Annotated in this window: 22 protein-coding genes; 20 read left to right on the top strand and 2 right to left on the bottom strand. The window is 33.7% G+C overall.

Features of this window, described 5'->3' with window-relative positions; genetic code table 11:
- Nucleotides 1-16 precede the first annotated feature (16 nt).
- Nucleotides 17-940 (top strand): quinone-dependent dihydroorotate dehydrogenase, encoded by a 924-nt coding sequence (locus tag M9C82_03525; GenBank protein URQ73039.1) that lies wholly within the window; start codon nt 17-19, stop codon nt 938-940.
- Between the two features lie 40 nt (nt 941-980).
- Nucleotides 981-3518 carry a type I DNA topoisomerase gene (gene topA, locus M9C82_03520; protein ID URQ73038.1) on the top strand — a complete coding sequence of 846 codons (2538 nt, stop codon included), beginning with the start codon at nt 981-983 and terminating at the stop codon, nt 3516-3518.
- Here the strand turns inward: topA and lexA are convergent.
- Nucleotides 3515-4114 carry a transcriptional repressor LexA gene (lexA, locus tag M9C82_03515; protein ID URQ73037.1) on the bottom strand — a complete coding sequence of 200 codons (600 nt, stop codon included), beginning with the start codon at nt 4112-4114 and terminating at the stop codon, nt 3515-3517. The genes topA and lexA overlap by 4 nt on opposite strands.
- 109 nt (nt 4115-4223) lie before the next feature.
- Here lexA and cysB point away from each other — a divergent pair, with 109 nt between their 5' ends.
- Genes cysB through M9C82_03490 form a run of 5 tightly spaced genes read left to right on the top strand, consistent with a single transcriptional unit; the run spans nt 4224 to nt 9244 of the window.
- Nucleotides 4224-5198: an HTH-type transcriptional regulator CysB gene (gene cysB / locus M9C82_03510; GenBank protein URQ73036.1), complete on the top strand. Its 975-nt coding sequence runs from the start codon at nt 4224-4226 to the stop codon at nt 5196-5198.
- Nucleotides 5199-5795, top strand: coding sequence for a bifunctional phosphoserine phosphatase/homoserine phosphotransferase ThrH (gene thrH, locus M9C82_03505; protein URQ73035.1), 597 nt, complete (start codon nt 5199-5201; stop codon nt 5793-5795).
- Nucleotides 5796-5797: 2 nt separating this feature from the next.
- Nucleotides 5798-6661 carry a methylisocitrate lyase gene (prpB, locus tag M9C82_03500; GenBank protein ID URQ73034.1) on the top strand — a complete coding sequence of 288 codons (864 nt, stop codon included), beginning with the start codon at nt 5798-5800 and terminating at the stop codon, nt 6659-6661.
- A 4-nt stretch (nt 6662-6665) separates the two neighbouring features.
- Nucleotides 6666-7790: a 2-methylcitrate synthase gene (prpC, locus tag M9C82_03495; protein ID URQ73033.1), complete on the top strand. Its 1125-nt coding sequence runs from the start codon at nt 6666-6668 to the stop codon at nt 7788-7790.
- An 8-nt stretch (nt 7791-7798) separates the two neighbouring features.
- Nucleotides 7799-9244, top strand: coding sequence for a bifunctional 2-methylcitrate dehydratase/aconitate hydratase (locus M9C82_03490; protein ID URQ73032.1), 1446 nt, complete (start codon nt 7799-7801; stop codon nt 9242-9244).
- Here the strand turns inward: M9C82_03490 and M9C82_03485 are convergent.
- Nucleotides 9241-9888 carry an HAD-IA family hydrolase gene (locus M9C82_03485; GenBank protein URQ73031.1) on the bottom strand — a complete coding sequence of 216 codons (648 nt, stop codon included), beginning with the start codon at nt 9886-9888 and terminating at the stop codon, nt 9241-9243. The two genes, M9C82_03490 and M9C82_03485, sit on opposite strands and share 4 nt — an antisense overlap.
- A 53-nt stretch (nt 9889-9941) precedes the next feature.
- Here M9C82_03485 and aroC point away from each other — a divergent pair, with 53 nt between their 5' ends.
- The 13 genes from aroC to M9C82_03420 are packed head-to-tail and all read left to right on the top strand — an operon-like array spanning nt 9942 to nt 22039.
- Nucleotides 9942-11042, top strand: coding sequence for a chorismate synthase (aroC, locus tag M9C82_03480; GenBank protein URQ73030.1), 1101 nt, complete (start codon nt 9942-9944; stop codon nt 11040-11042).
- A 5-nt stretch (nt 11043-11047) separates the two neighbouring features.
- Entirely contained in the window at nt 11048-12445 is a 1398-nt protein-coding gene (gene leuC / locus M9C82_03475) for a 3-isopropylmalate dehydratase large subunit (GenBank protein ID URQ73029.1), read from the top strand.
- Complete coding sequence (gene leuD / locus M9C82_03470; GenBank protein URQ73028.1) at nt 12445-13089, top strand: 3-isopropylmalate dehydratase small subunit; 645 nt, start codon at nt 12445-12447, stop codon at nt 13087-13089. The genes leuC and leuD overlap by 1 nt, the downstream gene beginning before the upstream one ends.
- The gene (gene leuB / locus M9C82_03465; GenBank protein ID URQ73027.1) at nt 13079-14146 is read left to right on the top strand and encodes a 3-isopropylmalate dehydrogenase; all 1068 of its coding nucleotides are present in this window, start codon (nt 13079-13081) and stop codon (nt 14144-14146) included. Before leuD ends, leuB begins: the two co-directional genes overlap by 11 nt.
- Complete coding sequence (locus tag M9C82_03460; GenBank protein ID URQ73026.1) at nt 14130-15140, top strand: aspartate-semialdehyde dehydrogenase; 1011 nt, start codon at nt 14130-14132, stop codon at nt 15138-15140. The genes leuB and M9C82_03460 overlap by 17 nt, the downstream gene beginning before the upstream one ends.
- A gap of 3 nt (nt 15141-15143) precedes the next feature.
- Nucleotides 15144-16046, top strand: coding sequence for a hypothetical protein (locus M9C82_03455; GenBank protein URQ73025.1), 903 nt, complete (start codon nt 15144-15146; stop codon nt 16044-16046).
- Entirely contained in the window at nt 16036-16833 is a 798-nt protein-coding gene (gene truA / locus M9C82_03450) for a tRNA pseudouridine(38-40) synthase TruA (protein URQ73024.1), read from the top strand. Before M9C82_03455 ends, truA begins: the two co-directional genes overlap by 11 nt.
- A 6-nt stretch (nt 16834-16839) precedes the next feature.
- Nucleotides 16840-17460, top strand: a complete 621-nt coding sequence (locus M9C82_03445; protein URQ73023.1) for a phosphoribosylanthranilate isomerase — start codon at nt 16840-16842, stop codon at nt 17458-17460.
- Nucleotides 17450-18658, top strand: coding sequence for a tryptophan synthase subunit beta (gene trpB / locus M9C82_03440; protein URQ73022.1), 1209 nt, complete (start codon nt 17450-17452; stop codon nt 18656-18658). The genes M9C82_03445 and trpB overlap by 11 nt, the downstream gene beginning before the upstream one ends.
- Nucleotides 18655-19485, top strand: a complete 831-nt coding sequence (trpA, locus tag M9C82_03435) for a tryptophan synthase subunit alpha (GenBank protein ID URQ73021.1) — start codon at nt 18655-18657, stop codon at nt 19483-19485. Before trpB ends, trpA begins: the two co-directional genes overlap by 4 nt.
- Nucleotides 19486-19488: 3 nt before the next feature.
- Nucleotides 19489-20352 carry an acetyl-CoA carboxylase, carboxyltransferase subunit beta gene (accD, locus tag M9C82_03430; GenBank protein ID URQ73020.1) on the top strand — a complete coding sequence of 288 codons (864 nt, stop codon included), beginning with the start codon at nt 19489-19491 and terminating at the stop codon, nt 20350-20352.
- 5 nt (nt 20353-20357) lie between these two features.
- Nucleotides 20358-21539: a Mur ligase family protein gene (locus tag M9C82_03425; protein ID URQ73019.1), complete on the top strand. Its 1182-nt coding sequence runs from the start codon at nt 20358-20360 to the stop codon at nt 21537-21539.
- Nucleotides 21536-22039, top strand: a complete 504-nt coding sequence (locus M9C82_03420) for a CvpA family protein (protein ID URQ73018.1) — start codon at nt 21536-21538, stop codon at nt 22037-22039. Before M9C82_03425 ends, M9C82_03420 begins: the two co-directional genes overlap by 4 nt.

Here is a 22039-nt window from a genome sequence, read left to right as displayed (position 1 = left end):
GTTAAGTTTAAAGAGTTTGGAAATACTTTATCGAATTGGTATGCATGGTGCTTTGAGCACTAATCAAAAAGGTGTTGAATCAATTCAAAAAATGGATTTAACTTTTCCTAATAGAATCGGAATCGCCGGTGGTTTGGATAAAAATGCAGAATATTTTCATATCTTAAATGCTTTGGGTTTTGGTTTTATCGAAGTGGGAACTCTAACTCTGAAACCACAAAAGGGAAATCCTAAACCACGTATTCATAGATTTATGAAGGAGAAAAATATTGTTAACTCTCTAGGATTTAATAACGTAGGAGTTTATGAAGGTATAAAAAATATTGAAAAAAATAAACGTTCCTTTAATGGAATCTTAGGAATTAGTATCGGAAAAAGTAAAGAAACAAAAATTGAAGATGCCTTCAAAGATTACTTACACTTAATTGATTACGTCTATCAACATGCCGATTATATTGCAGTGAATATTTCATCTCCTAATACAGAAAATTTAAGGAATCTTTCCTTAAGTGATTATTTTTCAAGTCTTATTGAAAAAGTTATGAATAAAAGAGAGCAACTAGCTAAAGGAGCTGATACGGGAAAACCTATACTGTTAAAAATCTCTCCTGACGAATCTGAAGAAAATTTTGAAAAAATTTTAGTAAAAAGTATGGAAACCAATGTAGATGGCCTCATTATTAACAATACTTCTATTAATCATTATAAAGATGTGAAAGGTGGGATCAGCGGAAATTATATTAAGAATCTTTCTGAAAAAAATCTGAGCTTTGCTAGGAGTATTTGTGGCGAGAATTTAACTTTAATTTCGTCGGGAGGGCTTATGACAAAAGAAGATGTAGAAAAAAGGTTCAAATTATCAGCTGATTTAATTCAGCTTTATACAGGATTTATATTTCGAGGGACTGATTTATTAAAAGAAAGTCTTGAAATTCAATAAACTTGACAAGATATATTCATTTGTCACATATTAAAAAAGGATGAATAATTTAGTTATAGTTGAATCTAATGCCAAGGCTTCAAAGATAAAAGGCTATCTGGATTCAAAATTTCCTGAAGATAATTGGCAAGTCAATGCATGTCTAGGGCATATTTGCGATTTACCCAATGAAGAAAAGGCTGTTAATCCAGATAACTGGGAGGATTTAAAATGGGCCGATACCACAAAAGGAAAGAAGGTAATAAGAGAATTAACTAAACTTTGCAAAGAAAATGATTCAATTTTTCTAGCAACAGATCCCGACCGAGAAGGCGAAGCAATAGCTTGGCATTTAAATAATAAATTTGAAAAGAAAAAACTATTAAAAGATAAATCTGTTTCTAGAATAAGTTTTACTGAAATTACACCTTCTGCTATCGAAGAAGCTATAAAAAATCCTAGAGAGATTGATCAAAATCTAGTTGAAGCTTATTTGGCTAGAAGAATCCTAGATCATTTGATAGGGTTTAAAGTCTCCCCATTTTTATGGCGACATATTTCAAGAGCAAAATCAGCAGGAAGAGTTCAATCTCCATCTTTGAGGATTGTTTGTGAAAAAGAAGACGAGATTGACGCTTTCATTCCAGAAGAGTATTGGCCTTTTAGTGGAAAATTTAATTATAAAGATTTTCAGGTTGATGCAGATCTCACAAGCATTAACGGTGAAAAAATAGAAAAAAAAAGAGTCTCTAATGAAACGGAGGCTAAGCAAATTGAAAACGAATTAAATTCGCAATCTTTTTATTTAAAGGAAATAGAATCTAAACCCCAAAGCAATTCATCAAAAGCACCTTTTAGAACATCGACACTGCAGCAGGCTGCTTCAAGCAAGCTATCTTTCACGGCAGATAGAACCATGAGAGTGGCTCAAAAGTTATACGAAGATGGATTAATTACTTACTTGAGAACTGACGGAATTTCAATAAGTAATGACATTCTCAATGATTTAAGAAATTTCATTTCTAGCGAATATGGAGAAAAATACTTATCTGAGAAACCAAAAATTTATAAATCAAAAGCAGCAAATTCTCAGGAAGCTCATGAACCTATAAGGCCTACTGATTTTTCCATAAAACCATCAAAAGCAAAATTAGCAGGAGATGAGATGAAGCTCTATTCCTTAATATGGAATAGAACTTTAGCAAGCCAAATGTCTAATTCTAAGTATGAGAGAAAAACTCTAATAATTTCCTCAAAGGATGAAAAATATATCTTTAGAGCATCGTCAAGGAAGAATTTATTTTTAGGTTTTGAATTGCTGACAAAAGAAGAAGATGCAGATGAAACTGCTACTGAATTTCCTGAAAATCTTAAAGAGCAAGAAGAATTAATTTTGAAAGAAATTAATTTTGAGCAAAAATTTACTACCCCTCCAAGAAGATATTCAGAAGCATCATTGATTAAAAAGATGGAGGAAGAAGGCATTGGAAGGCCATCAACTTATGCTTCAATTCTCAAAAATTTAAGAGAAAAAAAATATACTTATGGGGCTAAAAGCATAACTCCTTCAGATCTAGGTAGAGTTCTTAGTTCTTATTTAAAATTTATTTTTAAAGATTTTTTTATTGAAGATAAATTCACCGCAGATATGGAAAAAGATTTAGATAAAATTTCTTCAGGAGAAATCTCTTGGACAGATGTTTTGGATAAATTTTGGGAATTATTGCAAAGTTATTTGAATAAAAAGGTTGATGAAGTTGAAATTAGCAATAAAGAAGAATTCAAAACAAGACAGGTTCTTGACATTCTGAATCAAGAATTATTTCATCAAGTTTTTCCGACCAAAGAGGATGGAACTGTGACTAGGTCATGTCCTAAATGTGGAGAAGAGGTTAGTTTGAAATCTGGTTCATGGGGTTATTTCGTAGGATGTTCGTCTTGTAAATGGACCAAAAAACCATTTGATAACTCTATTAAATGGGAGACTTACCAAGAATTGCCAAAAGAAATAGGCCTGCATCCAGATTACGGAAGTATGATTTTTGCTGATTTGAGCATTAATGGACCTTGTGTTTGGACAACTAAAGATGAAAAAAAAATATATGGAGCACCAGACGAAGACGAAGATTTAATGGAGATAGGTCTTAATAGAGCTGTTGATTTAATAGAGCGAGACTCAGGAGAAAATATTTTATTTACAGAACCTAACAGTAATCTACCTGTGCTTTTAAAGAATGGTAGGTTTGGAGAATACACAGAGTTTGATGGTTTTAATAAGGCAACTAAACTTCCCCCAGAAGACAAACCTAAAAATCCTAAAGTGACTTACTATAATCCACACGAGTTAGACTACATAAATAAAGACACGCAAATTTTTGTTATGAAAAGTTTAAGAATTTTAGGTTTTCATCCCGACTCTTCAAGACCAATTGGAATTAAAATTAAAAAACCCGGCAAAGCTTTTAAGTTTGTTAAATATCTAAAATGCGGTGACGTTGAGGTGGAATGTCAAAATGATTTTTATAAACTTGAAGATGAGGAAAAGATAGATTTAATTAAAAAGACTTTTGGTATAGAAAAATTTAGTTTAATTAGCTAAGAAATGTTTCTAATCAAACCAACGCAAGTTCCTTCAAAATCAAAAGTGATATTATTAGGATTAACAATAATATCCTTGTAGTTTGGATTCTCAGCCTTGAGAATAACTTTATTGGCTGAAAATTCTTTAAGAGTTTTGACTGTAACTTCGTCATCAATTCTTGCTATTACTATTGATCCTTTTTTTATGTTTAAGTCTTTATTGACGGCAATGAGATCGTTTTCAAAAATTCCAACATCAATCATACTGTCGCCTTTAACACGAAGATAATAGTCTACGCCATGCGAAGAGATAGGATGAGGAGGAATTCTTTTTTCTACATTTTCTTCTGAGAGCATTGGACTTCCAGCACTAACCAAACCAATAACAGGTATTCCTTCATCGATATTACTTAAAGATATTCCCCTAGAAGTTCCAGAAAGGATTTCTATAAAACCTTTCTTTTTAAGAGCTTTAAGGTGATCTTCAGCAGCATTTGGAGATTTGAACCCAAAGTAATTAGAGATTTCCATCCTTGTTGGAGGGTAACCTTCATCTGATATTTTTGATTTTATAAATTCAAATATTTCTTTTTGCCTAACTGTAAGAGAGTTCATACTGTAATTATATACAGTATAATTATAATGTCATGCACTATTTTTTTATTTGATATATCTAAAAACTTGTTTAGAATCACTTATATATAGCGATAAGCAATAAGAATTTATGAAATTTCAGCAACTTTTATATGTAAGAGAAGTGGCAAGAAGCAATCTAAATGTTTCACAAGCCTCAAAGACTCTTTATACCTCTCAACCTGGAATCAGTAAGCAAATAAAACTTCTTGAAGAAGAGTTAGGTATCGAATTATTTGAAAGATCTGGAAAACATTTAGTGAGTATTACACCTGTAGGACAAAAAATACTTGAGCAAATTGAGGAAATTTTAGCTTTAGTAGATGGAATTAAACACGCAGCTACTGAGTTTTCTGATGAAGATTACGGCACTCTTGCAATCGCTACTACTCATACTCAAGCTAAATTTACATTACCAAAAGTGGTCGACAAGTTTGTAAAAAAATATCCAAATGTACATTTCCAGATGCATCAGTGCACTCCAGACGAATCTGTGGAAATGGCCTCAAAGGGAGAAGTCGATCTTGCTCTATGGACTGAAACCAATGAGAAAGGAGAAAATTTAATTAAACTACCTTGCTATAAATGGTCTAGGAGTATCATCGTTCCAAAAAAACATCCACTCGCTTTAATACCTAAAATTAAACTTAAAGATCTTGCACAATTTCCAATAGTGACTTACGTGTTTGGATTTACTGGAAGCAATGATTTGGATAGAGCCTTTTTTGAGAGAGGGCTCAAAGCAAATGTAGTTTTTACGGCAACTGATGCTGATGTCATTAAAACTTATGTGAAAATGGGAACGGGAGTAGGAATTATTGCTAGTATGGCTTTTAACCCAGAAGAGGATTCTGAATTGGTTGCAATAAACGCTAACCATCTTTTCGATTCTGGAACCACTTACATGGGATTTAGAAGAGGGACTTATCTTAGGAGTCACCTTTTCGAATTTATCAATATGTTTGCTCCGCACTTAACTAAAGAGATAGTTTCAAAGGGTTGCGCGACTAAATCAAAAAAAGAGTTAGATAAAATCTTCGACAGTTTTAAACTCCAAAGAAGATAGATGAAATATCTGTGTCTAGATTTTGAAGGTGTCTTGATACCTGAAATCTGGCAATACGTAGCAAAAGAGACAGGTTCTAAGGAGCTTATGCTTACAACTCAAGATCTAAAGGATTATGACGAATTAATGCAACTTCGCATGAAAGTCGTAAATGAAAAAAATATTAAACTTAGTGATATTCAAGAAATTGTTAAATCTATGAATCCTTTAGATGGCGCAGAAGACTTCTTAGATTGGGCAAGATTTCATTTTCAAGTTTCAATAGTCTCAGATACCTTTTACGAGTTAGCATGGCCATTAGTAGAAAAGTTAAAGTTTCCAAATATTATTTGCCATCACCTGAATATTAATGACAATAGAATTGAAGGCTATCAATTAAGACAGCAAAACAATAAACAAAAGGTCGTAGAAGTTCTAAAATCTCTTAAATTCGAAGTTTATGCTGCGGGAGATTCGTATAATGACATTAATATGTTGTCTAATGCTGATTTGGGAATTTTTTTTCAGGCTCCGGAGCATATAAAAACAGAGTTTCCTAAATTAATGACTGCTGACACACATGAAGAACTTAAGATAATTCTAAAAAGTAAAATTTAATCATGTCTCAAAATTTTTTCCAATTACTAAAAAAAGAAAACCCACTTAAAATCGTGGGCACAATAAATGCTTTTTCAGCTCTATTGGCAAAAAGAAAGGGTCACCAAGCAATATATCTTTCAGGAGCAGGAGTGGCTAATGCCAGCTATGGACTCCCTGATTTGGCACTTACTTCAAGGGATAATGTTTTAGAAGATTTAAGAAGAATAAAAGGGGTCTGCGATTTACCCATTTTGGTTGATTGTGATACTGGCTGGGGTAGCGGTTTAAATATCGCAAAAACAATCAAAGAAATGATCACTGCAGGTGCTGATGCAGTTCATTTAGAAGATCAGGTTTCAGAAAAAAGGTGTGGACATAGACCGGGTAAAGAAATCGTTTCTTCTGATGAAATGGAAGACAGAATAAAAGCAGCAAAAGACTCAGTTGATAATAAAAATTTTATGCTGATGGCTAGAACTGATGCTTTTTCTAAAGAGGGAATCAATTCCGTTATAGATCGATCAAATGCTTATGTCGAAGCCGGTGCAGACTCAATTTTTCCAGAAGCAATAACAAAACTTGAAGATTATTTTGAAGTTTCAAAAAATGTAAATGCACCAATTTTAGCTAACATTACTGAGTTTGGACTTACTCCAATGTTCGAAACAAATGAATTAAAAAATTCTGGAGTAAAAATGATTCTATATCCGCTGAGCGCTTTTAGGGCTATGTCGAAGGCTGCGGAAGAGATTTATGAGGAATTGGCCGAACAAGAGACTTTAAAAAATAAATTAAAAAAAATGCAATCTCGAGATGAATTATATGACGTACTGAACTATCATATGTACGAAAAAAAAATAGACGATCTATTTTCAAAGGAATAAATTCATGTCCGAAAAAAAATTAGAGGGCGCAGGCTTAAGGGGTCAAGTAGCCGGAAAAACATCTCTTTCAACTGTTGGTAAGGCTGGGAAAGGTTTAACCTATAGAGGCTATCCCATTGAAATTCTCTCTGAAAAAGCAAAGTTTGAGGAAGTAGCATATCTTTTGATGTATGGAGCTTTGCCAAATCAAACAGAATTTAATGAATATTCAAATAAATTAATTTCTATGCGAGCTTTGCCTGAATCTTTGATTGAGGTTTTAGAGAGAATTCCTGCGGAAGCTCACCCGATGGATGTTATGAGAACTGGCTGTTCTATGTTAGGTAATATAGAACCAGAGGGAGATTTTAGTAATCAACAAGAATCTGCTGATCGAATATTAGCGACAATGGCATCTATAATCGTCTACTGGTATAAATATTCTCATGAAGGAGTAAAAGTTAATACAGAAACTGATAATACTTCCATTGGCGGCCATTTTTTATCTTTACTTCATGGCAAAGATGCAAATGAAGATCAAATTAGATGTTTAGACACATCCTTAATTTTGTACGCAGAGCATGGTTTTAATGCTTCTACGTTCACGGCAAGGACTTGCGCTTCAACATTATCTGATATTCATTCCTGCATAACAGGCGCAATTGGAACTTTAAGAGGCCCCTTACATGGTGGAGCTAACGAGGCGGCAATGGAGCTTATTGAAAAATTTTCATCCACTGAAGAAGCTAAGTCAGCAGTGTTAGAAATGTTAAAGAATAAGGAAAAAATTATGGGTTTCGGACACGCGGTTTATAGCACTGAAGATCCAAGAAATGCAATTATAAAAAAATGGTCTGAAAAGCTTAGTAAAGAAAATGGAGACGAAACCCTTTACCTTGTTTCTGCTCAAATAGAAAAAACAATGGATGAAGAGAAAAAAATGTTTGCCAATACAGATTTTTTTATGGCGTCTGCTTATTCATATCTTGGCATTCCAACTAAATTATTTACTCCTTTGTTTGTTATTGGCAGAACAGCTGGTTGGGCAGCAAATATTTTTGAACAGCGAGCAGACAATAGAATCATCAGACCCAGCGAAGAATACATTGGCCCTGATCGCTCCGAATGGGTTGATATAGAAAGTAGATAACCCTTTATATGTCCTCAAACGTCGAAACTAATGTTCGTCCAAATCCTGACGAATTACTTATAAAAATTTCTGAATATGTTCATGATTGCGACATTAGTAGCCAGGAAGCACTAAGAACTGCTAAATATTGCTTAATGGATACCATCGGCTGCGGGCTTCTGGCACTTACGTTTCCTGAGTGCAAATCTTTATTAGGTCCTCATATAGAAGGAACAGAAGTTCCGAACGGCGTCCGAGTATTGGGAACGAACTATAAATTAGATCCGATAAAAGCGGCTTGGGACAATGGAGCAATAATTCGATGGTTAGACTTTAACGATACCTGGCTAGCCGCAGAGTGGGGCCACCCATCTGATAATTTGGGAGGTATTTTAGCTGCTTGCGATTACATGTCTCAAAATTTTCCTGAAAAGGAAATAACTGTTAAAGAAATTCTATTCTCAATGATAAAAGCTCATGAAATTCAGGGAGTTTTAGCCTTAGAAAACAGCTTTAATAGGGTTGGCTTAGATCATGTCTTACTAGTGAAAATTGCCTCAGTAGCTGTAATATCAGTAATATTAGGCTTGACGAAAGATCAAACAATTGACGCTTTGTCTCAAGCATTTGTTGATGGACAAAGCTTGAGAACTTACAGACATGCACCAAATGCGGGCCCACGCAAATCTTGGGCTGCAGGGGATGCAACGAGCAGGGCGATGCAATTAGTTTGGCTCACAAAAAAAGGTCAAATTGGATATCCAAGCGCTATATCTGCGCCAACCTGGGGCTTTAAAGATGTTTTGTTCAAAGGAAATGAATTAATTTTAAATCAAGAATTTGATTCATACGTTATGGAGAACGTACTTTTCAAAATCTCTTTCCCAGCTGAATTTCATGCTCAAACCGCTGTTGAAGCTGCAGTAAAACTCCATAAAAAATTAGACGGTAAATTTGACGAGATTGAAAAAATAAAAATCATTACTCATGAATCCGCTATTAGGATAATAAGCAAAGAAGGAGCTTTGAATAATCCCGCAGATAGGGATCATTGTCTTCAATACATGACGGCCATTGGTCTTCTGAAAGGAGATTTAATAGCTGAGGATTACGAGGACGACGTAGCAAGCAATCCCTTAATTGATCAACTTAGAGACAAGATGGAAGTTGAAGAAAACAAAACTTTTTCTGAGGACTATTTAGACCCTGACAAAAGATCAATTGCCAACTCCTTACAAATTTTTTTCAAAGATGGAACTAGTACGGATGTGGAGGAAGTCCATTATCCAATAGGCCACAAAAATAGAAGAAGCGAGGGAATTCCTATACTGATAAATAAATTTAAAAAAAACCTCAAAATTCAATTTTCTGACAAAAGAGTTAGCGAAGTAATGAAGCTATTTGAAGATGATGAAAAACTATTGTCATTACCAGTTAAAGAATTCGTTGATTTGTTTATTCCTGAAACTAATTAAAGAGTAATTCCTAAAATACTTTCGAGTTCTTCTCTTGCCTGACTTTCTGATATAACTTTTATCGTAGTAATTCCCATCAATTTAGCTGGCTTTAAATTTATTCCTAAATCGTCTAGAAAAATTATTTTTTCTGGAGAAATTTTTACTTCTGCCATGACGTAATCATAAAATTCTTGATCTGGTTTTCTTAAGCCAAGCTCTTTTGATTCAAATACATAATCAAAAAGATTTAAAATATTATTTTTTTCCTCTTGATCAGTCATGTCTGGTTGAAGTTCATTTGTGGGAATAAAATTATTTGTTAAACAGGCTTGAATAAAACCTAAATTCTTCAACTTTTTTATAGCTTCAATCATCTTAGGTCGTAAATTTCCTTCCAATAGGCTAAGCACTTCGGATCCTTTTACAGGATAACCGAGATCAGAACTTTCTTTAAAAAAAAGGTCATCAAACTCAGTAAGTGAAATTTTTGATTGTTCCAAAAGAGCCCAAGCATTAACATGAGGATTAGTTGAATTTACTTTTCTTAAGAAGTTTTCAGGAAGATTTTTTGCTTTTTCGTATTTGTTGAAGGCTTCAAAAGGACTAGAAGTTATAACTCCTCCAAAATCCCAAAAAATTGAACTATATTGGTCTAAATTCATCTACTTAAGTATATTGCCTATAAAAGCGTATAATTTGAGTAGTTTATAGAGAAATGTCAGGAAATAGTATTGGTAAAAGCTTCGTGGTGACGACCTTTGGTGAAAGTCATGGCGTGGCTATGGGCTGCGTAATAGACGGATGTCCGCCTGGAATCAAAATTGATGAAGAGGTCATTCAAAAAGATCTTGATAGGAGAAAACCTGGCTCTAATGAATATACAACTAAAAGACAGGAAGACGATAAAGTTGAAATTTTGTCAGGAGTTTTTGAGGGCATGACTACTGGAACTCCAATAGGTTTATTGATAAAAAATAAAGATCAAAAAAGTTCTGATTATGATCAACTCAAAGACGTTTATCGTCCTTCTCACGCAGATTATGGATACATTCAAAAATATGGAATCAGAGATCACCGAGGAGGCGGAAGATCATCCGCTAGAGAAACAGCAATGAGAGTTGCCGCTGGTGCAATAGCTAAAAAGTTTTTATTAGATAAATTAAACGTACAAGTTTTTGGATTTATTAATCAGATAGGCGAGTACAAAATAAAAAAATTTGATCGAGAATTTATTGATCAAAATCCTTTTTTTTGTCCAGATGAATCATTGGTTCCAGAATTAGAAAAATATATTGATCAATTAAGAGATGAGGGCGACTCGATCGGAGCCTCTATTTCTGTGGAAGCTTCGAATATGCCACTAGGACTTGGGGAACCAGTCTTTGATAAATTAGATGCAGATTTAGCACATGCTCTTATGAGTATCAATGCAGTTAAGGCTGTCGAAATAGGTAATGGCACTGAAGTAGTTGGGTTGAAGGGCTCAATTAACAGGGATGAAATTTCTCCCGAGGGTTTTGAGTCTAATAATTCGGGTGGGATTTCTGGTGGAATTTCAACCGGTCAAAATTTATCTGCAAAGGTAGCGCTTAAACCGACTTCAAGCATTTTAGTCAAAGGTAATTCAGTGAATAAGGATGGTGAGTCAACAGAAGTGATTTCTAGAGGAAGACATGATCCATGCGTGGGAATAAGAGCAGTTCCGATTGTTGAAGCAATGACATCAATTGTTCTCATAGACCATTATTTAAGAAATAGGGCACAAAATCACGATAAGCCAAAAGAATTCAAAAAAATTCCATCTAGTAAAAAATAGATATCATGTCTCCAAAAACTTTATACGATAAAATTTGGGATGACCACTTTGTCACGAATAGAGATGACGGAAGTTCGTTAATTTATATTGATCGTCACTTAGTTCATGAAGTTACGTCTCCTCAAGCTTTTGATGGATTACGAGAAAATAATTTAAATCCCAGGCAAATAAGTACTATTTTAGCCACTCCAGATCACAATGTGCCAACCACTGATAGATCAAAAGATGTTAACGGAATTAAAGATCCGATTAGTAAACTTCAAGTTGTCACCTTAAATGACAATTGCGACGAATTTGGTATTAATCAATTCAAATTGAATGATGAGCGTCAAGGCATAGTTCATGTAATTGGACCTGAACAGGGTATAACTCTTCCCGGAATGACAATAGTCTGTGGTGATTCTCATACATCTACTCACGGAGCATTTGGTTCACTGGCAATGGGAATTGGAACTAGTGAGGTTGAGCATGTTCTTGCAACTCAATGTTTAGTGTCTCAAAAACAGAAAAACATGATGATTGAAATAGAAGGTAATCTTCAAAAAGGTGTTACGGCAAAAGATGTGACAATGTTTATCATTGGCAAGATCGGGACCGCTGGAGGAACAGGACATGTGATTGAGTACTGTGGCGAAGCCATTAGGAATCTTTCAATGGAAGGAAGGATGACACTTTGCAATATGGCGATTGAAGCAGGCGCGAGAGCCGGAATGGTTGCCCCCGACGAAAAAACATTTAATTATGTAGAAAATCGCCCATTTGCTCCAAAAGGAGAGGAATTTAAGAAGGCTGTAGATTATTGGAAGGACTTGGCTACGGATTCAGACGCGTTGTTTGATTCAAAATATTTATTCAGTGCTGAAGAAATTTTACCTCAAGTTACCTGGGGAACTTCTCCTGAAATGGTTACCCATGTTGAAGACGCTATTCCTCAAGTGGGAAAAGATAATAAAAATTTATTAGATGCATTGAGCTACATGGGCTTGGAGCCTGGAACCAAAATTAAAGATATCGAACTAGATCAAATCTTCATTGGTTCGTGCACTAATTCTAGAATAGAAGATTTAAGGGCAGCATCTGAGATATTAAATGGGAATAAAATTTCAAAAAAAATTAGACGGGCTATTGTCGTGCCGGGATCAGGTTTGGTTAAAAAACAAGCTGAATCAGAAGGCTTAGATGAGATTTTTAAATCTGCTGGATTTGAGTGGAGAGACGCTGGATGTTCAATGTGCTTGGGGATGAATCCTGATCAATTAAAAGAATTTGAAAGGTGTGCATCCACCTCTAATAGAAATTTTGAGGGCAGACAGGGCTTTAAAGGTAGGACACATTTAGTTAGCCCAATAATGGCTGCGGCTGCTTCCCTGGAAGGAAAGTTCATAGACGTCAGAGATATTTAATGAAAAATTCTAACCTTTATTCTGGAGAATACGTTTGTTTAGATAAAGCAAATGTAGATACAGATCAAATTATTCCAAAGCAATTTTTAAAATCCATTTCTAAAAGCGGATTAGGACCATACCTATTTGATTCTTGGAGATTTAATGACGAAGGTTATCTCGGAAAGAAAGTATCTGAGAGAGTAAAAAATTCAGAATTCGTTTTAAATCTTGATCAGTATCAAGGTTCTAATGTTTTGATTGCTAGGGAAAATTTTGGTTGTGGATCAAGCAGAGAACATGCTGTTTGGGCACTTAAAGACTTCGGGATTAACGTGGTAATTGCACCTTCTTTCGGTGACATATTCTTCAATAACTGTTTTAAAAACGGGTTACTTGCAATTAAGTTAAACACAAAAGTAGTCAATCAAATTTTTGATCAACAAATTAATAATTCTCAAAAACAAATTGAAATTGATTTGATTAATCAAAACATACAAATTCCAAATTTAGAATCCATAAAATTTGAAATTGATGATTTTCGCAAAACCTGTCTTCTTGAAGGGCTTGATGACATTGGTTTTAGTCTTAAATATGAGAATCGAATCACTGATTATGAAAATAAACTTAAAACTAGCAGACCTTGGATTTTAAATGACAAGTAAAAAAAATATTCTTTTTTTGCCTGGAGACGGTATCGGCCCAGAAGTTAGTGCGGAAGCTGAAAAAGTTTTAGTTCATATTTCTAGACTTCACCATATAGATTTAGAGATAAGCAAGATGTTGATTGGGGGTATAGCAATTGATCAGGAAGGGAGTCCAATATCCAAAGAAACAATTGAAATAGCAAAAAAAGCAGATGCAATTTTTTTGGGAGGTGTCGGCGGACCAAAATGGGACGCTCTGAAGCCTTCGCTTAAACCTGAAAAAGGATTATTGAAATTAAGATCAGAGTTAGATTTGTTTGCAAATTTAAGACCTTCCATGTCTTTTGAAGGCTTAGAAGATTCTTCTTCTTTAAAAAAAGAAATAATTGAAAGTTTGGATATTCTTATTGTAAGAGAGCTTACAGGGGGAATTTATTTTGGTAACCCTAGGGAAATAAATGCTGAATCTGCTCTTAACACCATGATTTATTCAACAAATGAAGTTGAAAGAATTGCTGAGGTAGCTTTTGAAGCAGCGATGAAAAGAAATAAAAAAATCTGTTCTGTGGACAAAGCTAACGTTCTTGAGGTTTCTGAGTTTTGGCGAAAAATAATGATCAAAGTTTCAAAAAAATATCCAGAAGTAATCCTGGAGCATATGCTAGTTGATAATGCGGCTATGCAATTAGTTCAAAATCCTAAACAATTTGATGTAATCGTGTCTTCTAATCTTTTTGGAGACATTCTTTCTGATATCAGCTCTGTTTTATCAGGTTCAATCGGGATGCTCCCTTCGGCCTCCTTAAATTCTGCTTCTAAAGGACTTTACGAACCAGTTCACGGTACAGCTCCAGACATTGCTGGAAAATCAATTGCGAACCCTTTGGCTTCAATTTTGTCAATAGGAATGATGTTTAAGTATTCTTTTTCACAAGAAGATATTTCCATCAAAATAGAAAATGCAGTGAAAAAAGTTATTTCTGATGGTTATGTTACAAAAGATATTGCTGTGAATAATTCTAAAGTTGTTTCAACTCAGGAGATGGGAGACCTAATAATTGCAAACCTTAACTAAAAAAATTGCTGTTGTTGGCGCAACTGGAGCTGTGGGTCGAGTCTTTTTAGATTTGTTAGACGAATTTTTTCCTGGTGAGAAAGAACTTTATCTTCTTGCTAGTGAAAGATCTCAAGGAGTTGAATTAGCTTGTGGTTCACAAGTTTTTAAGGTTTCAGACCTTTCAAAATTTGATTTTTCTGAAGTTGATTTAGCTTTTTTTTCTGCAGGCGCGAGTATTGCAGAAAATTTTGCTCTAAAAGCCGTCGAACAAGGGTGCAGCGTTATTGATAACTCTTCAAGATTTAGAAAAGATAAGAATGTTCCATTAGTCATTCCTGAAGTCAACGGTTCAGTTTTAGATGAAGTTTCTGCTCCAATGATAATTTCTAATCCAAATTGTTCTACAGCACAGTTGCTTGTAGCTTTAAAGCCAGTTCATGATCTATTTAAAATCAAAAGAGTTGATGCAGTAACTTTTCAAGCAGTGAGTGGGTCTGGACAAATCGCTATAGATGAATTGTTTAGTCAGACTGAAAAGTTGCTTCACGGTGAAAACATATCGCCAAGCGTTTATGATTCTCAAATTGCTTTTAATGTCATATCCGCCGGTAATTTAGAAGATAATTTTTATACTGACGAAGAAATGAAAATTTCAAATGAAACAAAAAAAATTCTAGATGACTCCATTAACATTACCGCAACTACCGTTAGAGTTCCGGTAGTTTATGGTCATTCGATAGCTGCTCATATAGAAACTTATGAGGACATCGATCAAATTGCGCTTGAAGATAAGCTTAGTTCTCAAGATGGCTTGATTAGGCATGATTCTAAAGATTTTTTATCTCCCAATCCAATTGAGCATGCTGCTGGGAAAAATCCTGTGTCTGTTGGAAGAGTTAGAGCAGATTTGTGGGAGAAAAATAGAGTGAATATGTGGATTGTTGCTGATAATCTTAGAAAAGGCGCTGCCTTAAACAGTATTCAAATATTAAAAAAGCTTTTAGATAAATAAGAAATGTTCAGATTAGTAATTTTTTTTCTATTGTGTCCGAATTTAGTCTTTGCGCAGGCGGGGTGGTCAACTAACGATTATGATAATTTATGGTCTATCGCAATTGAATTAAAGAAAGAAATTCCAGATTATTCCGTTTATCAAATCATGATTTCGCTTCAGAGTTTAAATCCTGAGGCTTTTAGGGAAGCAAATGTTAACTTTTTAAAGAAAGGTCAGTTTTTGATATCTCCAGACTCAAATTCCTTAGCAATGACAGATAAGACAGAGTCTGTAAGGAGCATAGCTGAACAAAATTATAAAATTAATAGTAATTACACTGATTATTTGGTTTTACAAAATGTATTAATACTCACCGAACCAAACTTTTCTTTAGCTAGTGAAATAACTGAAATAAGCGATTCTATTGAAGACGATTTATTATTTCCAGAAGCTAATGAAATGAAAGAAGAAAAGAAAGAGACGTATATTGATTCTGAAGAAACTGTTTTACAAAAAGAATTGTTAGAAGCTCCAGCTGAACAAAATTATATAGATTTAATTTCAGATCCAGGCTCTGAAATTCAAGAAGATCTATCTAATATTCAATCTGGTAACTCTTTGGATTATCAACTTATCGTAATCATCGTTTTAGTCATTATCCTAGCTATTTTAGGAATTTCATATTTTAGGAATGCACCTAAAAATGACAATCTATCAAAAACATCTTTATCAAGTGAAGAAGACGAAAGTTTAGAAGAAATAGGAAATCCAAACGAAGCTAGGTTAAATCTTGCGACAATGTATTTTGAAATGAAAGACTTTGATAAAGCTAAAGAATTAGCAGAAGAGATTATCCAAAATTCTGATGACGATTATATTGTGAGTAAAGCAAAACAGTTATTAGAGAATTTTAATGGAAGTTGATAGATACGCCGCGGGAGTAGAGTATTTTGGTAAAAACTATAAAGGCTGGCAGATTCAAAAATCAACAAATGAAACAGTCCAAGCTAAAGTTGAGGAAGCTTTAACAAAGATAGCTGATATAAAAATAAACTCAATTTGTGCGGGGAGAACTGATTCAGGAGTCAATGCACTTTCGCAAGTTATCCATTTTGATTCTCAGCAAAAAAGAACTTTGAAAGCTTGGAAAGACGGAGCAAATTCCATATTGCCTGACGATATAAAAATAATTTGGGTCAAGCGGGTATCAAATGAATTTCATGCAAGATTTTCAGCCGTTAAAAGAACTTACAAATACTTCATTCTTAATGATGACAGTACATCCATATTTTATAAAAATAAAACTACTTTGGTTAAAGATAAAATAAACCTTGAGAATATGAAGGAGGCTTCAAAATTTTTAATAGGTGAAAAAGATTTTTCGAGTTTTAGGTCCTCTGGTTGTCAATCAAAAACACCAATTAGGGAAATATTCGAGATAAATTTCACAAAAAAGAAAAAATTAATATCAATTGAAATCTCAGCAAATGCTTTTTTATTAAATATGGTGAGAATTATTATTGGAACATTACTTGATTTTGGACTGAATGATAAAGACCCAAAAAAGATGAAAAGTATTATTGAAAGTCGCGACAGAAATCTCTCTGGCAAAACTTTAGCTGCTAGCGGTTTATACTTTATTGGTCCTGAGTATCCAAGTGAGTTTAAGATTAAAAAACCTCCTGTAAAACATTCAGTCCTGCCAAGTTAACTTAAAATGAGTATCTTTGTAAAAATATGTGGAATCACAAACGAAAAAGATGCCTATTCAGCAATTAAATATGGGGCCGATGCAATTGGTCTAAATCAATTTGTAAAAAGTCCGAGATACGTTGATGAATCAGAATTATTAAAAATCAAGAGGGTTCTGAGCAAAGAGATTACTGTTGTTCCAGTATTTGTTAATCCAGAAGACGAAGAAGTTTATAATTTTTTGCAAATCTTCCCAAACAGTACATTACAATTTCATGGGTCTGAAACTCGTTCATTTTGTGAAAAATTTAACAAACCTTACATAAAATCTATCAACGTAAGCAATATTTCAAATCATGAAAACTTCTTGAGAAACTATGAATCTGCAGAACAAATTTTATTAGACTCTGGTACCGAGCAATTATCTGGAGGAACAGGAGAAAAATTTGATTGGAATCAGATTCCAACAAATTTTAATAATTTAATTATTGCCGGTGGGCTTAATCCTAATAATATCCTTAGGCTATTAGATTATTTTATTCCTTTCGGAGTGGATGTATGTAGTGGAGTTGAATCAAAAAAAGGTGTAAAAGACACTACTAAGATGAAAAATTTTATAGATTTTGTAAAGAAATATGAAAGATAAAGACAACTATAGCTTTCCAGATTCCGCAGGAAGATTCGGTGAATACGGAGGTAAATATGTTTCAGAAACTCTAATGGCAGCCTTAGAGCAACTTGAAAATACATACGAAACTTTAAAAGATGACGAGAATTTTAAAAAAGAGATTAATGAAGATTTAAATAATTTTGTTGGAAGACCTTCCCCATTGTATTTTGCAAAAAGATGGACAGAACAATTATCTGGTGCCCAGATTTATCTTAAAAGGGAAGACTTGAACCATACGGGTGCTCACAAGATAAATAACACTGTAGGTCAGGTTTTGCTTGCGAAACATATGGGTAAAAAAAGGATCATAGCTGAAACTGGAGCGGGACAGCATGGAGTAGCAACAGCTGCAGTAGCTGCAAGGCACGGCTTGGAATGTATTATATTTATGGGAGAAGAAGACATTGAAAGACAATCTCCAAATGTTTATCGAATGAAACTTTTAGGAGCCGAAGTATTTCCTGTTACTTCTGGAACAAAAACTCTTAAAGACGCAATGAATGAAGCTATGAGGGATTGGGTAACAAATGTCGATGACACTCATTATATAATTGGTAGCGTTGCAGGACCTCACCCTTATCCAAAAATTGTTAGAGATTTTAATTCTATTGTAGGAGTTGAACTAAAAGAACAATCGCGAAATCTTTTTGGCAGATATCCCGACAAAATCATTGCTTGTGTAGGCGGTGGTTCAAACGCAATGGGTATTTTTTATCCGTTTTTAAAAGATAATTCTGTTGATTTAATAGGAGTTGAAGCCGGTGGTTCAGGAATTGAATCTGGAGAACATGCTGCTCCTTTAAGCGATGGAAGTATAGGAGTTTTGCATGGGATGAAGACATATCTTATGCAGGATAAGTCTGGACAAATCTTATCCACTAAATCTGTTTCGGCTGGCTTAGATTATCCTGGAGTGGGCCCAGAACACTCTTATCTAAAAGATTCTGGAAGAGTTGAATATGATTCTGCGACTGATGAAGAAGCTTTAGATAGTTTTCATGAGCTTACAAAGACGGAAGGGATTATGCCAGCTTTAGAAACTGCTCATGCCTTAGCTCACGCGAAAAAGATTGCTCCAAAAATGTCAAAAGACGAGATAATTGTCGTCAATCTCTCAGGGCGTGGAGACAAAGACATGGCAAATGTAGCAAAGGTTGAAGGCCTTACTCTATGAGCATCATAGGCTCAACTTTTGAAGCGTTAAAAAATAACAATTCGAGAGCATTAGTTACCTACACTGTTGCAGGCGACCCTGACCTGAAAGAATCTGAGAAAATTATTGAAAATATTATATCAAGCGGAGCTGACATAATTGAGATTGGAGTTCCATTTTCTGATCCAATGTCTGAAGGACCAGTGATTCAATTGTCTCATGAACGGTCTCTAAAAAACAAAACTTCTCTTGAAGAAATTCTAAAACTAAGCAAAAGACTCAAAAAAAAATTCAATAAAACCCCAATTGTGCTGATGGGATACTTCAATACATTTATAAATTCTCTAGAAATTGCGAAGGGAAATCATGACATTAATGATGATATTTGCAGAGAACTTAAAAACCATGGAGTTGACGGACTTATTATCGTGGATCTTCCTTTCGAAGAAAGTGAAGAAATTTTTAATAAATTAACTAAATTTGATATAGATCTAATAAGGTTAATTTCACCAACTACCAATGATTTAAGGATTAATGAAATTCTTTCTAACTCTTCTGGTTTTATATATTACGTATCTCTAAAAGGAATTACAGGCGCTGAAATTGACTCTTTTAACGCTTTGAAGGAGAGAGTCGAGAGCATCAAAAAGTTTTCAAAAATTCCAGTCGTCGTAGGATTTGGTATTAAAGATAGAAAAACAGCAAAAAAAATGTCCGTTTTCTCAGATGGAGTTGTCGTAGGAAGCGCAATTGTAGATATTATAAGTAATCAACAAGATTTACCTTTTCAGGATATTTTTAGTCAAATCTCAAAATTTGTTGAAGGCATAAAATCTTCGATACAATAACCAATGGTTAAAAGTTGGTTTAATAGAATATTACCTTCATTCGCTCGAGCTCATAAGAAAGACGATAAAAAAAGTCCTGTGCCACAAGGTTTGTGGCAAAGCTGTCCAAATTGTAAAGAAATTATTTACGGCCCAGACCTTGAATCAAACTTATATGTTTGTATGAATTGTGATCACCACATAAGGATAGGTGCTAGACATAGATTGACGTATTTATTTGATGAAAATAAATATTCAGAAATATCTAAAAATACAGAGGCAAAAGACTGGCTTTCTTTTAAAGACTCTAAGAAATACAAGGATAGATTAAGCGAAGCAAAAAATAAAATTGAAGAAAAAGAAGCATTGATTTGTGCTCACGGGAAACTTAATTCTCAAGAAGTTGTAGTTGCTGTTTTCGAATTTAGATTTATGGGTGGATCTATGGGATCAGTTGTAGGTCAGAAATTTGTTGATGCAGTCAACAGGGCAATTAAGCTAAATTGTCCATTCATTTGTTTTTCAACTAGTGGCGGGGCTAGAATGCAAGAATCTCTCTTTTCTTTATTTCAAATGGCAAGAACGTCTGCAGTGCTTAATAAATTAAAAGAAGCTAAATTACCTTATATTTCCGTTATGACCGATCCAATTTATGGAGGTGTTTCAGCCAGCTTAGCTATGTTAGGCGATATAAATATTGCCGAACCAAAAGCACAGGTTGGCTTTGCAGGTCCTAGAGTAATAGAAGATACCGTAAGGGTGAAATTACCAGAAGGCTTTCAAAGAAGCGAATTTCTGCTGGAGCATGGACTTATAGATATGATTGTGCATCGATCAGAAATGAAAGAAAAAATTTCAAATCTCTTATCGAAATTAAAGAGAACATAAATATTTTGTCAGATCTTGAAGATTACTTAAATCAAATAATCAGAAAAAAAAATATATTTAGGGAGCAGAGCTTTAAAAAATTGAAGCAAGTCCTTGTAAATCTAAAAATAAAAAAACCTAATAAAATTATTTCTATAACAGGAACCAACGGAAAAGGATCTACAGCAGAAATACTTTCTCGAGTTCTTGCAAAAAATAAATACGAAGTCGGCCTATTTACTTCTCCGCATCTGGTTAAATTTAATGAAAGAATAAGAATTAATAATGAAAACATCGATGACATAGCATTGCTGAATTGTTTAGAGGAGGTTGATAAATTAAAGGAATCAAAAGAATTAAATTTTTACCAAATCATTGCTACGGCGGCCTTTTTATTTTTTTCAAAAAAAAAATTAGATGTTTGGATCCTTGAGGTAGGGCTTGGAGGTAGATTAGATCCTGCAAATTATTTCGATGCAGATATTTCAGTAATTACTAAAGTTGCATTAGACCATGAAAATATTTTAGGTAAAGGGGTCGAAAATATAGGAAGAGAAAAAGCTGGTATTTTTAGAACTAATCAAACTGTTATATTTGGAGAAGGATTTATGCCTAACAGCGTTTTAAAAATAGCTGAAAAATTAAATGTGGATTTACATAAAGTAGATGAAACAAATATGGATTCAGCTTATTTTCACAAAAACTCTTTGGGTATATCAAAAAAAATCTTCGAACTTCACTTCCCAGAAATAGATGCAAAGAGTGAGCTAGAAAAAATAAACGAATACGCATTTTTAGGCAGGAATCATTTAGTTTCGAAAAATCTTCTCTTAGATGTTTCTCATAATTCAGACAGCATTGAAAACTTAAAAAATTTTATAAATAAGTATTACTCTGAATTTACGTTAAATGCGATTTTCACATGTGATAAAGATAAGCAACTACCTAATATACTAAAACCTATCATAAATATTATTGATGATTGGTACTTACCAGAACTTAATCATCCTCAAATTATGAAAAATATAGAAATTGAAAATTTTCTAGTCAGGAAAGGTAAAAATGTTTTCTGTGGATATGAGATTTCTGAAATAAATGACATAGTTGATAAAACCGATAAAAATACGTTATTTGTTGCTTTCGGTTCGTTTAAGCTAGTTGGAAAATTCTACGAGGCACTGAATATTAAAATAGAAAATACTACATGAGTTTCTTCGATATCTTATTCCTGAGTTTGTTAGGTTTTTTTAGCTTAAGAGGTTTTTTTAGAGGACTAATGGCGGAAATTTATTCTTTTTTTATATGGATAATTTCTATTTGCCTAGCATGGAGCATAAGAAAAACTCCTTTATCTTACTTTCAGTCAATTTACGATAGTTCATATTTAGAATTAATCTCATTTGTTTTAATTTTTCTTATTTTTTTTATTCTTTGTAGATTTCTATTTAAATTTCTTTCTCTTGCGTTTAACCCAAGATTTTTTATATTTAATTTAATGGGATTTTTAGTAGGTTTTTTTAAATTTTACCTTTTTGTAATAATTTTATATTTAATTGCCGATGAATATATAATTGAACAAGCTTGGTGGAATTCAAGTTCTACATCGTATTACATTATTGAATCATCAAAAATAGTTGGACGTATAATCGGAGATATCCAAATGGAAAACTTTAAAGATTTTGAAATTGAACCAAATCAGCTGTTGTAA

Source organism: SAR86 cluster bacterium (assembly GCA_023703675.1).
Classification (GTDB): Bacteria; Pseudomonadota; Gammaproteobacteria; order Magnimaribacterales; family AG-339-G14; genus AG-339-G14.
Note: the sequence above shows the minus strand (reverse complement) of the source record. Positions and strands in the feature narration are given on the sequence as shown.